The following is a 15,512-nucleotide window of genomic DNA, read 5'->3' on the forward strand; positions in this document are numbered from 1 at the left end:
ATCCTGCTGACACGTGATCGCGCCCGGCAACCGGAGACGAGCCATCGCGTGCGGTCCTCCGGCGCATGTGATCGCGGTGATGTCCACCACAGACCGTACCGATCACGTGCGAAACGAATATCCACTAAAAGAGGACAAATTGTTTCAAAGTGGGCTAGTTTGTCTGAACCAGCACGGTGTCCCCCCGACGAGTTGCTGGTTGGCGGACGCGTCGTCACAGATGATGCGAGCCGCCGTGTGGGTGGCAGGCCATCCCGGTCGGCCACCCACACATTCCACCTCAAGGCAATTGGGGCTCACGGATATTCTGCACAGTTGAACGTGCCAATGTTGACTGCTCGAAACCAGCGCCGAGAAAGCCACACCACACGGAGCACACTCCGCTCATCAGTAGCCCCGCTCCGGCACGGCGTCCGGCAGGGCTGCAGTCGACCGCGACACGACGAGGCAGGGGCACGTACAGCCCCCGCACGACGGCCGGCATGACCCGCACAACAGCGCGCGAAACGATCACGATCCGGTACGTCGTTCGACACGAGCGTGACGCTGCCCCTGCCTCAGACCGCCGCGCGGGCTACACCACGAACGCCATGTTGTTGGCCGTGAACTGTGCACGGTAGCTCGCGGGTACCAGTAGTACGGGCCCGACCTGTCGGCACTCGAGCTGGGACGGCTCGCATCTCGATGGAGATGACCTGCTGCGGCCAACCCGTCAGTCAGACCTGCGGGTCACGCTTGGCTGGAGGAAGATCTCCCCCCCCCCCCCCGCCGCTCCACCGATCGACCACCATCAGCTTTTTCGCCCGAACGGCAAGTCACCTCCCCTTGCTTCCATGATGAACTGGGGCAGATTGCAACATTATGGTTCATTCTGTCCAGAATGGAACTATGAGACACTTATCGCAACAGCGCGGGAACAGGGGATTCATGCCTTGCGCGAGAGAGCGTCCGGGGGATGTCTCCTTGAGTACTCGGAACCACCGAAAGACGAGGAGGGCAATATGTTCCATCCTGATGCATCTTGTGGAAGTGCACGGCAGGACTTGGGGAAGGAACTGGTTGAGTCCCAGCCAGCTGCGAATGTCGGGCGTCTCGGAGACAAAGGCGTAGATTGTCACCAGCGGAATAGACGGTGTTTATCGTCGGTCCTGGCAGCAGCGACGACGCTCGTGCTGGCGGGTTGTACCGCCACGCCTGCATCCGAGCTGCACGTCAGCTTCGAGCGGGTGGCGTCCGTGGCGGATTCGTTTTCATGTGCTCAATTTGATGTGCTGCAGGATGACGTTGAATTTTACGACACCATGCGCGGGTTCAATTGCGTGTATGACAATGACGCGACGCTGCTATTCCGCGTGTATGAGCAGAACACTTCCGTTCAACAGGTGCTGCCAGGCTGGACTTCAACACTGTCGGAAACGAATCAAATTCTGGTAGGCATGAACTGGTTCGCGGTCGGCAGCCCCGAGCTCTTGGACGAGCTCAGCGCGCACCTACAGGTCTCACCTCAACGATTCACCGACTACGAAGCGGACCCCGCGCCTCTGACGGAATCGGAAGAGGTGATCAGTGCCTGTTCAGCCTTCACGGCGTCCGAAGTGCGTGACGTGGTGGTATTCGCCCTCCCAGCTCGACCGGAAGCTGACCGCACCTACCCCGGGATCTCCGCGCAGGTCGCCAGTGCTGCAGAGAGTCTCGAGAATTCCGGCACCACTGTTGCCTCCTTCGAGGCAGACGTGAGCGCCCTAGGTCCAGCTTTCAAGGACTTCTGCAGCACATGGGAGGCCAATCGGCCGTGAGGCATGCTCGAAGCAACGTCGCGCATGGCGGACGACTCACCACCGAACTCGGGCCATGCGTCTGTGGGGTCCAGCGCCGATGCTGATGCAGCTGGGACCCACGGCCCGGTCTGGGCTCAGTGCGCCGATTCTCCAGCCCGAGTGATCTCTCCGCTCTGCCTCGCGCTCGCATCAGCCCGAGCGGGTTCCAGCCATGTTGAACCAATCGGCCGCGCGTCCGCGTCGAACGCTGGCCAGCGTCGAAAGGCGGATTGCTCGTTGTTCCCGAACGGAACGCAACGTTCACGCTGGTGCCACCTGTGGTTCATGATTGCAAGAGGATCGACCCAGGCGTTGCATCATTTCCGGCGCAACAACGCCTCCACGATTCTCTGGCCAACACGCACACTCCGAGACACAAGAGAGCGTGACGCGGGACGCTTCACTGGTGGAGCGCTTTTGGGCGATCGCCTTCGCTCTCATCGTGGCGTAGCCGTCGTCAGTGTGGCGCTCGGGATCCGCCACCGCAATCGGCCCATGACACCCATGGGAAAATCGACGACAAGACATGCGACACTCCCACCGCACAGGCCGCGCGCCTCCGTCGGTGGCTCTTCGAACAGTAGTTGCGGCCTCAAGCGGGCTGACTGCCGAATGACTCGTCAGCCTTCCATGACGGAGACCGCACCGGCGGCGCATCGACTATGCGAGGACCGACGCCGCCATCGTGGGGTACAGCATCCGCCCCGCCCATCGCCTTAGATTCCCCGAGGCATCCCATAGGCTCTGCTGCAGCGCTCCATCGGCGACTTTCGTGCGCGCACGAAAGCGGGGCGGCTGTTTCGATGGCGCTGCCTCGCCACAGCGCAAGCGACGGCGCACGTCAGTACGGTGGAACGCGCCGCGACCACCACGCACGCATAGGGCCGACAGAGCCCGCCCCCTCGTCGGCCACCACCTGGACCTTGAAGTCGCCGTGGCGACGTTGAACACATCAAGGTGTTCGCCCATTGGCCCCGGCATCGAGTCGGGCCTGGCCGCCAGTGACGTGTCGGTCAGCGCCACAGTATTGCCGCAAACGGTGGAACGAAAGTGTACTTTGTCGACTCCTGGGTGGCCGTGCGCCAAGGATCATGGTGCATGCTCAGTGCATGCCAACGCCTGCAGCGCGCGCGCCACACGTCTACGAGGCGTTTGGGCGAGCAATATGTGTTGTCCTTATTGCGGCCGTCGCAGGATGCGCGCAGCTTCCTCAGGATCTGTTGCGGCGCGCGACTTCGCAAGATGAAGTGAGCGAGGCGGTCGCTGACGAGGCTGGCGTCAGGCTCGAGAGTATTCGCCACGCCGGTGACTACGAACACGTCGCAATCTATCTCGGACGCAGCGTCAGCGATTCCAGTGTCTGCGTCCTGGCCGAGGATCAGCGCAGCACAGCATGGGTGTCGAGCTGCCAGCTCGAGGACGGACGGATTCAGGTCACTACCGATTCCGATGTCATGGTCGTGCACACCATGAGCGATCTCGATGGCGACTGGACCCGTGTGGCGCATACGGTCTACGCGACGACTCGCGCCGCGAAGTAGCCCGTCCACCGCCCGTTGCCTTGATCGGAATACGCGGCTACTCAGCGACGAAGACGGCGCAACGATGTCGGCACTGATGAGCGCCTGTCGATCGTCGACGAAGCCGTTCGCAGTACTCAAGAGTCGCGCACTCGGCGAGCGGGGAGGGTTCTGGGTTATACCTTCAGGTACCGGACGATAGCGATGCGAGCAGATCCTGCCGCAACAATCACTCCCGCAAGGATCAAAATGGGTACCACGACCACTGCGTCGCCAACGTCGATGAACTCGGTGAGTCGCATGCGATCCGCCAGGTAGCCCTGGACGAACACCTGCACGATGGTGATCACCGCCCCCGCAGCGAGCACCGAACCGATGAGCGCCGCGAACACACCTTCGAGGATGAACGGTGTCTGGATGAACCGGTTGGATGCACCCACCAATCGCATGATCCCGAGCTCCCGGCGTCTCGAGTACGCCGACAATCGGATGGTCGTCGCGATGAGGAGCGCCGCGGCGACCAACATGAGTGCTGCGATCCCGATCGCGGTGTAACTGGCGATGTTGAGCACCGAGAAGATCTGGTCGAGGTACTGCCGCTGGTCCGTCACCTGCTCGACGCCGGCCACGCCCGAGAAGGCCTCGACGAGCACGTCGGACTGTGAGGCGTCCTTCATGTTGACCCAGAAGGTCTCGGGAAGCTGGTCCGCGGTCACGAACTGGGCGATGTCGTTGCCCTTGAACTGCTCCTGGAAGTTCGTGAACGCCTGCGCCTGGTCCTCGAAGTAGAACTTGTCGACGAATGGAGCGAGCGTGGACGATTCGAGCGCGCCCTGGACGGCGGCACGCTGCTCTTCGGTCGCTGCGCCGGCAGCACAGGTGTCCCCGGCGCTGTCTGCGGTGCAGAGGTAGATGGCGACCTGAGCCCGGTCGTACCAGTAGTTCTTCATCTGGCCGATCTGCATCTGGAGCAGGACGGCGGTACCGACGAAGGTGAGCGAGATGAACGTCACGAGGACGACGGAGACCACCATCGAGACGTTGCGGCGCAGGCCGTTCCAGACCTCGGACCAGATCAGTGCGAGTCTCACTTGGTCGGCCCCACGTTCTGTTCATCGTCTTCAGGGCCCCGCGCCGCAGCGCGCAGGCCGAGCCGCTCAGCGAGCGACAGGTGCTCGACCTCGATGGGGTCGATCTCGTTCCGCGCCGGCAACCCGATGGGGCCGGTCGCATTGCTCAGGCGTTGGGGAGGTGCGACCTCCGGGGCCGGAGCGGCAGGCGGGAGTGCCGCCGCCTCGTCGGTTGCGGCCGCTTCGACGACCGGCGCCGCCTCCGGCTGCGAGGCCGGCTCGGGCTGCACCGACTCGGGCTGCGCCACCTCCGGTACGGACACCGGGGCCTCGACCGGAGCGGTAGCGACCGGCGTCGGCTCGGGAGCCGCCGGAGTCGGCGTCTCGACGACGACCGGGGTGGTGTCCGGGCGGACCGGCTCACGGGTGACCGTCGGGGCGACCGCTGGCTCACTCGGGACGACGGGGGTCGCGGCGGTTGCGGCGACCGCCGTTGCTGCGATCGTGCTCGTCGTCGGCTCTGCGTCGGCGCGGATCGGAGTGGACGCAGCAGTGCTGGAGGACCCGCGGACCAGGCCGGGGATCGCGGCAGTCGTGCCGTAGCCACCGTGACGCTCGTCTCGGACGATGCGTCCGTCCTGGAGCTCGATCACGCGGCGTTGCATCTGATCGACGAAACCTGCCTCGTGCGTCGCCATCACGACCGTCGTGCCGCTGGCATTGATGCGCTCGAGGAGCTGCATGATGCCGGAGCTCGTCGCGGGGTCGAGGTTACCCGTCGGCTCATCGGCAAGGAGGATCTGTGGCTTGTTCACGATCGCTCGCGCGATCGCGACACGCTGCTGCTCACCACCGGAGAGTTCGTGCGGGAGGCGCTGGGCCTTGCCCTCGAGACCGACCATCTTGAGGACGTCAGGGACGGCCTCCTGGACGAATCCGCGCGACTTGCCGATCACCTGAAGGGTGAATGCGACGTTCTGGTAGACCGTCTTGCTCGGAAGCAGACGGAAGTCCTGGAACACCACCCCGAGGCTGCGGCGGAAGTACGGGACCTTGCGGTTCGAGATCGAACCGAGGTCGTGACCGAGCACGTGGATCTTGCCCTTGCTCGGCTTGTCCTCCTTGAGCATCAGGCGGAGGCAGCTCGACTTGCCGGATCCCGAAGCACCGACGAGGAAGATGAACTCTCCACGGAGGATCTCGAAATCGACGTCGTTCAGCGCGGGACGCGAGGTCCCCGGATACTTCTTGGAGATGTGATCAAACCGAATCATGGCTCCTTGAGCCTAGAGACCCACTCCCCACAACTCGGTCGTCACCGGTGAGTTCGCATGCGAAAGTAGAAGGTTCGAGACGCGCCAATTCCTGCCGTCTCCCCGCGTGTTCGAGGACATCATCGGGGAGCGCAACGCGCGACTCCCGGCGGACCGCACCGTCGCGAGCGGACGTGCACCGCCCGCCCGTAGCCGAGCGACGAACGACGGGCGCCAGACATCGCACTGATCAACCACACGCGCACTACGAGAGCGAGCAGGCGAGCCGCAAAGCCGCCGAGCCGGCTCCGTGAGACCACGTCTTCAGTTGAAAGCCTGCTTCGCGCAGGAGCATCAGACCCCTCGGAGCTGATGCGAGGGTAGTGCACCAGGCAATTGCGGGCAACAGCCACTCTCCCGGCCTATCTGGGCGGCCGGAGTGATCCCGACACTCGACGAGTGGCCGGGTCGGTCCTGCTAGGTTGACGTCCCATGTCCCGTCTTCGTCAGTCAGCTGGTCGACAGCCGTTGACCCGCTCGACAGCCCGCTCGTCAGCGCTCATGACCTCTGGCACCCTCGTCTCTCGGGGCCTCGGGTTTCTGCGTTCGATCCTGCTCGTTGCAGCCATCGGTGGAACGAGCGCCGCGGTCGGTGGCCAAGCGTTCGATGTCGCCAACAATTTGCCCACCAACCTCTTCACGCTGATTGCGGGAGGGGTGCTCGGCTCAGTGCTCGTTCCACAGATCGTGCGCGCGTTAGGGCGTGCCGATGGCGGGCGGGAGTACCTGGATCAGGTGTTCACCCTGGCCCTGGTCGGCGGCCTGGTGTTCACGGCAGCAGCAGTCGTCTGCGCACCGTTACTTGTCCAACTGTATGTGTCCGACTGGCCGAGCTCATGGCTTCGCCTGGCCACGACGATGACGTACTGGTGCCTGCCGCAAATGTTCTTCCTGATCGCGTTCTCCGTCCTGGGTCAAGTGATGAACGCGACATCTCGTTTTGGTGCCTATATGTGGGCGCCGGCGATATCGAACGTCGTTGCAATCGCCGGAATCGTCGTCTTCCTCCTCGTCATCCCGAACGGCACCGTGTCTGCCGAAGCCTGGACTCCGGGCATGGTCGCGCTCATCGCCGGCTTCGCTACCGCAGGAACCCTCACACAGGCACTGATCTTGTGGTTTGTGATAACGCGATCCGGTATCCGGTTTCGTTGGCGTTTCAGTCTGCAGGGATTAGGTCAAACCGGTCGCACGGCCGGTTGGACCTTCCTCGGTGTTCTCGCCGGCCAAGTGGCATTCGTGTTCACATCCAGCGCGGCCTCAGGAGCCGGCGCTGAGCTGAACCGGCTCGGTGTGGAAGGAGCGAGTCTCAATTCACTGTCAAATGCCTACTTGATCGTGCTACTACCTCACGCCCTGGTCACAGTTTCCGTCGTCACTGCACTGTTCACTCGGATGAGTGCGTCGGCAGCCAATGACCGGCATCACGAGGTCACCGATATCATCAGCGCGGGGACCGGGATCATCTCGATATCCGGAGTGGTGGCCACAGTTTTCCTCGTAGCCTTCGGTCCGCTGCTCGGAGAGGCGCTGTGGGACAGCGCGACTATCGGACAGGTCATCTCACGACTCGCCTTCATGATCGTGCCCTTCAGCGTGATCTACCTCACGCAGAGAGCATCGCTCAGCTATGAGAACGCCCTGAGCCCGTTCATCCAGGCCATCAGCATCGCTGCTCTGATTGCCATCGGCAGCATTTTGAGCGCAAGTCTGCTTCCCCCGACGCTCGTCGTTCTCGGTATCGCGGCTTCGATCGCTGTTGCCCATTGGGTGGCTGCGATCTATGGCTGGTTTGCGATCCGCACTCAGCTCAAACAGCGGTCCGCTTGGAAACGCGCAAGTCGGAAGCTCCTGGCCCGCGGTGCCATTCAGGTTGCCCTCGCGCTCGTTGGTATTGGATCAGCCCACCTGCTCCTTCAAGTGGTGCCTCTGATCACGGAGAGCCTCAGGTTCGACGCCGTGTTCCGTGTCGCACTCGCGGCCACAGTCACCGTGCTCGTCTATTCGACAGGATGCCTCCTGACCCGAGACCCCTCAGCGAGGCGATTCATCATCGGCCGCAGAACTCCAGGCTCCCACACGTCACCGGCGAACACTCGTTGATCTCCGGCCTCTGATCCCAACCGGCCCCGCCCGAGACTACCCGCACACGAAGACCGATTGCGGCTTCGGACGTGCGCGACTGTTCACCCATCACGACATTGCATGGCGACCACCCTCCGCCCCAGCCGCACTGCCGCCACGACAGCGAGAAGACGAGTGGGCACCTATTGCCCTAGCAACCCGGCGCCATCCCCCGCAGCGACGACCCGAGGATCCCGCCCCGCGAGACGGCTCGTCCCTGCACAGCGTCGCTCCCGCACCAGGGATCTCGATCACCTCCCGCCCATTCGCGCGACGAGCTGCGCCACCGCGCGGTCCTCCTCCCGCAACATCTCCGTTCACCTGTCAGGCAGGGAAACAGCACCCGCCCTGCGACGTGCGCTACGAGCTAGTGGATCGGCCGAGACCGGGAAGATGAGTCAGAATGCGTCCTTTTGAGGTAACCCGTCGCATAATAGGGTTGTGGTTTCGCGAGAACCCTTCGGCGTGCTCGGCTCAGGCCTGAGGAGACTGTCCGGCTCATCAGAGCCATCCTGAACATCGCGGCCGAAATCGCACCATCCTGATCACGGGCCTCTTCATGCCCACTCACCCACTTCAACAGTCCGACCACCGCCATCACCGCGTCGCCGTCGAACGCGATGACCCTTCTCAGGAGGCCGCCATGCCCATCCCCACGATCACCGCCACTCGAACGATCAACGCCCCGCCCGAGCGCGTCTGGGCTGCGATCACCGACATCGGCAACGCCCCCCACATGCTGACGTGCGTCCTCGACGTCGCGGTCCTGACACAGGACGAATTCGGAGTTGGGTACGTCTGGAGCGAGACGCGGAGAATGTTCGGGAAAGACGCCGCCGAGACGATGACGGTGGTCGCCATGCAGCCGGGTGTCGCATATACGGCCGAAGCCTGTAATTTCGGGGCCCGCTACATCTCCTCGTTTCAGGTAGACCCCGTCGGCTCCGATGCGACCGAATTGACTTTCACCTTCGCCGCCGAATCCGTGGCAAGCGCGAGATGGTCGCAGCGCATCATGATGCGTATTTTCGGATCCATCGGGAAACGCGCGACCCACCGGATGATCGAAACCGACCTCGACGACATCGCCAGCTACATCGGTCGTCACGGTTAGGCCACCAACGGTGCCGACATGCAATCGTTCGATAACGACGGCCAGCTCTAACCGGAACAGCGCGCATGTTCGAGCTAGCGGTAATTCTGGGATCCGGAATAACATTCTGGCACTCGATGCAAAAGCGTGGCATGGTGCGGAGAGGACTGTGAGCCGTGGATGATGTGAGCGCTTGTTCTCAGTTAGCGGCTGAAGCCACTCGACTCGCAACGCCCTCTCGGCGTCCTCGTTCGTTCTTGACGCTGCTCGGCGCAAATATGGGCGGCGTCCGTCGAGGCCCGCTGTGGTTCATCGACGCAGCTCGTGGAGGGCGCAACATGGCCTGGGGACGAGGGTTCCACCCGCAATACGATGACGACACGGACGGCCAAGCCCGGCACTTTGCCGGGACAGTCGCCGTCTGTGCGAGGCTCGGCGGCCCCCTCACCTTGTGGCTGTCCATACATCTACTCAAGGATGAGGCAGGCTCAGCTGACGAAGCACTGGCGAAAGCTGCCGTGACCTTCACGACCCGCATACGACGAGGCCAGCTCTCACCCGCCGATGCTCCGGAGTGGATTCGCCGAAACATCTGCCACCCACCGGCGTAGGCCGATGTAGGTTCCCGGTTGACATGGCAGAGACTGCGAGGGTCTCTGCTCTACATGGTACGAAATCGAAACCGTCTCCTCTACGCGACGTGATACGTTCCTGCAACTGGCTAGCGCGGAGTATCCGACACCCTGCCAGTCTTTCTGTGGAGCACGCGCGGGTGCAACCCCGAACATGGTCCATGCCCAGGAGTTCGGAGTACCGCTCCAGTTGAATCCTCACGACGGTGCCGCCAACGACCGCCCCACGGTACGCAGCCGACCGAACGAACAGCGTTGCGATCAATAGAGCTGCGGGTTCGGCACTTCTGCGGCACGTCCGACAGCTGAGCGTCTGCGCGATCGCAACAGCGTGCGCCAGTCCGAGAGAAACACCCAGCACCCCTGATCCGCCTCTCGCCGAGTCTTCAACGTGCTGGGCCCGCCCGATGTGAGGTAGCGACCAGCCTGGTGGATTGGCGGCCGAAACTGCGCATGTCACCCCCTAACGATGACGACCGAGCACTGCACAGCGCTGGTTTCCATCAGAGTGGCGCCGGCCCGATCGACACGGTACGGCCACACTGCGGGCGCCTACGGGCGGGATCTCGCAAGACACAGTGACTGTGGATCGTCGGAACAGCCAACGAGCGATAGGTGCAGCACCAACACAAGAACGAGCGACGCGACGATTGCCACCATGAACAGGCTCCCGAGCACCAGTCCGAGCCACGCCACGATTCGACCTCGGTACGCATGCTCCCGAGCAAGCTTGAAGGCCAAGCCCGCGAACATCAGGTTGAACGGCAAGATCGGGACGAACGCGACGATTCCTGCCCACGCGAACGGACGCAGACGATGCTCCTCAACTCCGCGATCATCGCCGTCCTCCGACGCGCGTCCCACCCGCCGCTCGGCGGCATAGAGCGCTCGACGGAGCCGGCGGAGCACCTGGTGGAAGATCAGCCCATCCTGCCTGACAACCGGGAGCTGGCCTGTCAACGGAGAGAGCAACAAGAATGGACCGGAAATCGATATCACCGGAAGAAGTAAGACAGCTCTCGCAACAGGCTCAAGAGCGGTAGCGTCCGAAGTGATCTCAGACGGCAGCACGATGCCGACTGTCATGAGGAACAACATCATTCCGGCAAGCAGCATAGGCGCCAAGACGTAGATCGCCGCCGACCAAGTCTCCCGACCGATCAGCCGATACAGGAGATCCTTCAGCATCACGAACGCCACGAGAGTGACAGCCAACACGAACCCGAAACGGGCCAGAGCATTCGGTACCGACGCCGGCGGCTCCACCAGTATTCCCGGTCAAGCCCCGTGGAGTGGTGTAGCCGTGTGTCCTTCGATTCGTTGGGTTAGGCGCTGAGGGCGAGTTCTGGTTCGGGCACCTCGGTTCCGGTGTCGGGGACGATGGTGAGGCGGCTCTTGGCGAGGATGTCGAGTCCGAGGTAGCGGCGTCCCTCGGCCCATTCATCGGTCTGTTCGGCAAGGACGGCGCCGACGAGCCGGGTGATCGCGTCGCGATTGGGGAAGATGCCGACGGAGTCGGTGCGGCGACGGATTTCACGATTCAGGCGCTCGTTCGGGTTGTTCGACCAGATCTGCTGCCAGAGCCCCTCGGGGAACCCGGTGAACGCGAGGATGTCGGCGCGGGCAGCGTCGAGGTGTTCGTGAGCTGCGGGCAGTTTCCCGTCGACGTAGTCCAACAGCCGGTCGAACTGGGCGTGGACGGCGTCGGCGTCGGGCTGGTCGTAAACGGAGTGCAGCATAGCCTTGACCGCGGGCCAGAGACTCTTCGGGGTCACCGACATCAGGTTCGCGGCGTAGTGGGTGCGGCAGCGTTGCCAGGCCGCGCCGGGGAAGTTCGCGGCGATCGCCTCGACCAGACCGCGGTGCGCGTCGGAAGTGACCAGACGAACCCCGGTCAGACCGCGGGCGACGAGGTCGGCGAAGAACGTGTTCCACGCCGCCCCGGTCTCCGACGTGGCCACCCGCAGGCCCAGGACCTCGCGGCGCCCATCGGCGTTGACCCCGGTCGCGACGAGAACAACGGCGTTGATGACGCGTCCGCCTTCGCGGACTTTCATGGTGAGAGCGTCGGCGGCGACGAACGTGAATGGGCCGGCATCACCGAGCGGGCGGTGTCGGAATTGGTCAACGTGCTCGTCGAGGTCCGCAGCCATCCGGGACACTTGCGACTTCGACAACGAGTGAATCCCGAGGGTCTTCACGAGTTTGTCCATGCGGCGTGTGGAGACGCCGGCGAGGTAGCAGTCCGCGACGACGGTGATCAGGGCGGTCTCGGCGCGTTTGCGGCGCTCGAGGAGCCACTCCGGGAAGTAGGTGCCAGAGCGCAGCTTCGGGATCGCGACATCGATGGTCCCGGCGCGGGTATCGAGGTCGCGGTGCCGGTAGCCGTTGCGTTGGACGGTGCGACCCGGGGTGGGTTGGCCCCACTCGGCGCCGATCACCGCGTCAGCGTCGGCAGAGAGGAGCGCGTTGATCATGGTTTGCAGCAGCGACCGCATCAGATCGGGAGACGCGTCGGTCAGGGCTTCGCCAAGAAGGTGTGCAGGGTCGACAATATGTGGAGCGGTCATCGTGATGATGCCTTTCGAGTGGAGGTTAGAGACTTCTCGAAGGAGTCACACGGTGACCGCGCTCACGTCCAAGACCGAGCCGGCCACCGCAGGCTACACCACCTTATGGGGCACTACTGCGCATCTTCATTCTTGTTCTCCGTTCCCATGGGTTTGTTAGGTGCATCAGAGGGCGGACGCACTGCGGCCCACCCTCAGTCTCTTCGGGCGGCGTCTCGAACCGGCACCCCGAACGACAAGACAATAGACCCCCCCCGCTCCCCAACTAGCTCGAAAAACACATTGTCAACTTCAGAGGATTATCGGCATGGACGCCAGCAGCGATGCCTCGGTTCAGCGTTGCTCCTCGCGGCCGCTTGTTAGGTTGGCCACGAGGACTGGTAGGGAGTACTTACCCAGTTGAGTTCCCAGAACACGTCTAGCTACCGATCGCACCTTCAACACGACGCAGAGTGCGATCTTCGGGCTGAATGTGTCCGGCAACGAGACCGGGGGGCACTGATCAGGGCAAGTTAGACGGGCCCGGCTTCCTCACAGGCGCCGCCATGGGCGGCGAATGGTCTCTTGTGGTCCTCGCTCTGACCTTCGCCACCGGCGCTGCAATGACCCTCATCGCCATCCGGCGCGGCCGCATGACTCCCCGCGAGCAACCTCATACTTTGACGTAACGCTCACACAAAGGAGCGGCGTTCTGCTGTTCAGAAAGTCAGCGAAGGACCGTCGGGTCGTGGTGAGGTGCAGCGGGTCGGCTGACCCTGATGGTCGGTGCGCCGTGCCAGCTGCAAGCTTCAGCTGGACACGCCCCGTCCTCGTGGGTAATCACTGACGCGGAGGCGCAGGTGGCAACACAGCAGGAGACGCTGCCGCTCACCGAGCATTCATGGTGTGAGTTGAATGATCGCGCTTACGTTGACGTGAGAGCACCCCACCCAGCATCACGAGCGTGAGAGCGCCGACAAGATATACGGATGGGTCGAAGCCGGTCGAGGCGAGTTCGTTGGCTGAACCCTCCGGCTTGACTGTGGGAAGTGTTGATGGGCCAGGAGTTGCGGGGGCTGTGACGATCAGCTTGAGTGTGGCTGATGAGGTTCCGATGACGTTGGTTGCTTCAACTGAAACCTCGGATGTCATCTCCTGCTCGGCGTTCCCGGAAAGCACGCCAGTGGGGCTGAGTTCGAGGCCAGGAGGCAGCTCGCCATCAACGACCCGAAAGCGAGTGGACTGATGCAACACAGAATCTGTTAGTGCGACCGACCATGAAGCACCATAGGTTGGGTGGAGGACAGCATCACGTAACTCGATGGGGGCAACGTATTCGTACCGTTGCGGCATGAGGATTGGGTTCACTACGTGCGTATTGAACGTGTCGAGCACGAGGACAATATCAACGAATCCAGGCCCGTGTGGGGGCGGGGTCACCAAGGTCTGGCGGCTACTGAGTGGCTGGAGATTCGTCGCAGCGATTCCGTCGAACGAAACTTCGGCAACACGATACGGACTCTCCACGGACCGTGCAGCACTCACGATGGGTTCAGAGATACTGCCCGATTCGAGAGATTGGTTCGCACCCCACGTAAACGCGTTGCCTTGCTCGTCGAGGACGATATTATGTTGATATCCCGCGTCGATCTGAGTTATCAACTCATCAGTGGGAATGTGCACGGGCTGTGGGTTGTCCGCGGGTGATGTGGTGCCATCGCCGAGCACGCCGTGCTCGTTACCGCCCCATGCCCACACCTGCCCATCGCTATCAAGCGCAAGGACGTGGACCCCATCAGCACTCACTTGAGTCACGGCCCCAAGCGTCGGCACGGAGATCGCTTCTCCAAGGCCGGTCGACGGCGCCCCAAGGCCCGTCATGGGATAGATATTTCCACTCTTCCCGAGTGCGACGCCCCGAAACAAATTGGCACTAATCGCGGTGAGCGGTTCAGCGATGTCGACTCTCGTTGGCACCGGGAAAGCTTGGCCGAGTCCCCACATGTAGAGGTCGCCATCCGCAGTCAGCGCGGCGTTCGTATTGTCCGTCGAAGCGACTTCACGGAAGTCCACGTGGTCCGGCAACGGAATACGAGCTGGGAGGGAAGCCACGTCCCCAAAGCCCCCCAACCCAAGACTCCGACTTCCCCACGCGTAGAGATCCCCATCAGCGGAAACAGCAAAGGCTGACCGGGAACTCGCCTCAACATGGATGACCACGACCCCAGGAGGAAAGGGGACCTGTTGGAATGTCTCCGAAGGAGGACCGCCAGCGGGGTCGTTTCCTAGCCGAAACAACTCACCGCTTTCGGTGATAGCGAACGTCGTCCCCACATCTGAGGTGAGCCGGCGCACTGGAGAGGTCGTGGGAAGCGGAACCTGCCCTGGGTGCCCTTGCTCACCAAGAGGCACCCCCGTCTCAGCTCCCATGACACGCCCACTGCCCCACCCGAACACGCGCCCGGACAGATCGAGGGCGAACGACTGCCAGTGTCCAGCGACAACTTCGCCGTATAGCTCCTCAGGTGTATCGATAGTCAGTGTCGTGTCCCCGGCAGCGGATCCGATGAACTCCCCCATCGCTTCCGGTGCGTCGACGATGCCGCCTCCAGGAGTCCCCGCAGCCATCGAAGCGGCTGGCGGGAAAGCGGGAGTCGCAGCGACCGCAGCGCCACCGCCGAGAGAGGCCAGCACGATGCTCGCGCCAGCAACAAAGCCGCGGAAGCCTCTCCAGCTGCGCTGAGGCGAGAAAAGAATCGCGGGCATGAAATGGTCCTCACGGAAGGCGGGTTTGGTGTGTGCTCGTATCAAGCCAAGCTCCTACCGGGACTGGCGAGCATGCACCCCAAAGGGCCTATGGTACCAGATCCTCCAATTTGAGTCAGGTTGTTTCAGCTCTGGAGATTGAGGGGCTTCGGCCAATCCAGAAGACGACAGAGCTACGCTGTACGGCCCCTCGACCCGGGAGCTTCGACCGGCGCGGCAGCCTGGAATGAGACAGCTGTCCACATGCGATCGTAGGCGCCACCCTGAGGGCGGACCGACTGGGGACGTCGGCACGTCGCTGACGGCTGGCTCGAACGAGGCCGATACACGTCACCCGCCGCACCGCTCCTCGTTGCGGCGGTTCGGCGGGCTGCTCGACGAGTCGGGTTGAGGGCCGGCGAGCTGCGGATGGGCAGCACATCCCCCGATATGCCGCCAACCCCTCCCCATCACGCGTACACGAATGGCCTCAGACACGAGCATCGTGCGCACTATCGCCAGTCCCCACACATGCACACCCAGCGATAGCTACTCCCCATCGGTCGACCCTGGGCCAGCTCCCGCTCCGAACGCGGGAACGGCCGGCTGCCCTTGCCCGTCCCGTCGAGAGGCGGCGCTCCCCACATCA

The 15,512-nt window shown here is 63.1% G+C and carries 9 protein-coding genes; 4 read left to right on the top strand and 5 right to left on the bottom strand.

Annotated features, from left to right (window positions below; all coding sequences use genetic code 11):
* The first annotated feature begins 1,001 nt into the window (after window positions 1-1,001).
* Both ABMA10_RS00325 and ABMA10_RS00330 read left to right on the top strand, forming a co-directional pair.
* The gene (locus ABMA10_RS00325) at window positions 1,002-1,796 is read left to right on the top strand and encodes a hypothetical protein (protein WP_431031055.1); all 795 of its coding nucleotides are present in this window, start codon (window positions 1,002-1,004) and stop codon (window positions 1,794-1,796) included.
* 1,130 nt (window positions 1,797-2,926) lie between these two features.
* Window positions 2,927-3,358 carry a hypothetical protein gene (locus tag ABMA10_RS00330; RefSeq protein WP_431031056.1) on the top strand — a complete coding sequence of 144 codons (432 nt, stop codon included), beginning with the start codon at window positions 2,927-2,929 and terminating at the stop codon, window positions 3,356-3,358.
* Between the two features lie 155 nt (window positions 3,359-3,513).
* On the opposite strand, the gene ftsX is transcribed toward ABMA10_RS00330, so the two are convergent.
* On the bottom strand, window positions 3,514-4,428 hold the full coding sequence (ftsX, locus tag ABMA10_RS00335; protein WP_431031057.1) for a permease-like cell division protein FtsX: 915 nt from the start codon (window positions 4,426-4,428) through the stop codon (window positions 3,514-3,516).
* Window positions 4,425-5,681 (bottom strand): cell division ATP-binding protein FtsE, encoded by a 1,257-nt coding sequence (gene ftsE / locus ABMA10_RS00340; protein ID WP_431030624.1) that lies wholly within the window; start codon window positions 5,679-5,681, stop codon window positions 4,425-4,427. The genes ftsX and ftsE overlap by 4 nt, the downstream gene beginning before the upstream one ends.
* A gap of 540 nt (window positions 5,682-6,221) precedes the next feature.
* On the opposite strand from ftsE, the gene murJ reads away from it, so the two are divergent.
* Window positions 6,222-7,823: a murein biosynthesis integral membrane protein MurJ gene (gene murJ, locus ABMA10_RS00345; RefSeq protein ID WP_431031058.1), complete on the top strand. Its 1,602-nt coding sequence runs from the start codon at window positions 6,222-6,224 to the stop codon at window positions 7,821-7,823.
* A 664-nt stretch (window positions 7,824-8,487) separates the two neighbouring features.
* Window positions 8,488-8,958: an SRPBCC family protein gene (locus ABMA10_RS00350; protein WP_431031059.1), complete on the top strand. Its 471-nt coding sequence runs from the start codon at window positions 8,488-8,490 to the stop codon at window positions 8,956-8,958.
* Between the two features lie 1,163 nt (window positions 8,959-10,121).
* On the opposite strand, the gene ABMA10_RS00355 is transcribed toward ABMA10_RS00350, so the two are convergent.
* The 3 genes from ABMA10_RS00355 to ABMA10_RS00365 form a co-directional block, all read right to left on the bottom strand.
* Window positions 10,122-10,784 (bottom strand): hypothetical protein, encoded by a 663-nt coding sequence (locus tag ABMA10_RS00355; protein ID WP_431031060.1) that lies wholly within the window; start codon window positions 10,782-10,784, stop codon window positions 10,122-10,124.
* Window positions 10,785-10,894: 110 nt separating this feature from the next.
* On the bottom strand, window positions 10,895-12,139 hold the full coding sequence (locus ABMA10_RS00360) for an IS256 family transposase (protein WP_431030682.1): 1,245 nt from the start codon (window positions 12,137-12,139) through the stop codon (window positions 10,895-10,897).
* A gap of 867 nt (window positions 12,140-13,006) precedes the next feature.
* Entirely contained in the window at window positions 13,007-14,191 is a 1,185-nt protein-coding gene (locus ABMA10_RS00365) for an RCC1 domain-containing protein (RefSeq protein ID WP_431031061.1), read from the bottom strand.
* Window positions 14,192-15,512 lie beyond the last annotated feature (1,321 nt).

This window comes from Plantibacter sp. RU18 (assembly GCF_050613355.1).
Lineage (GTDB): Bacteria > Actinomycetota > Actinomycetes > Actinomycetales > Microbacteriaceae > Plantibacter.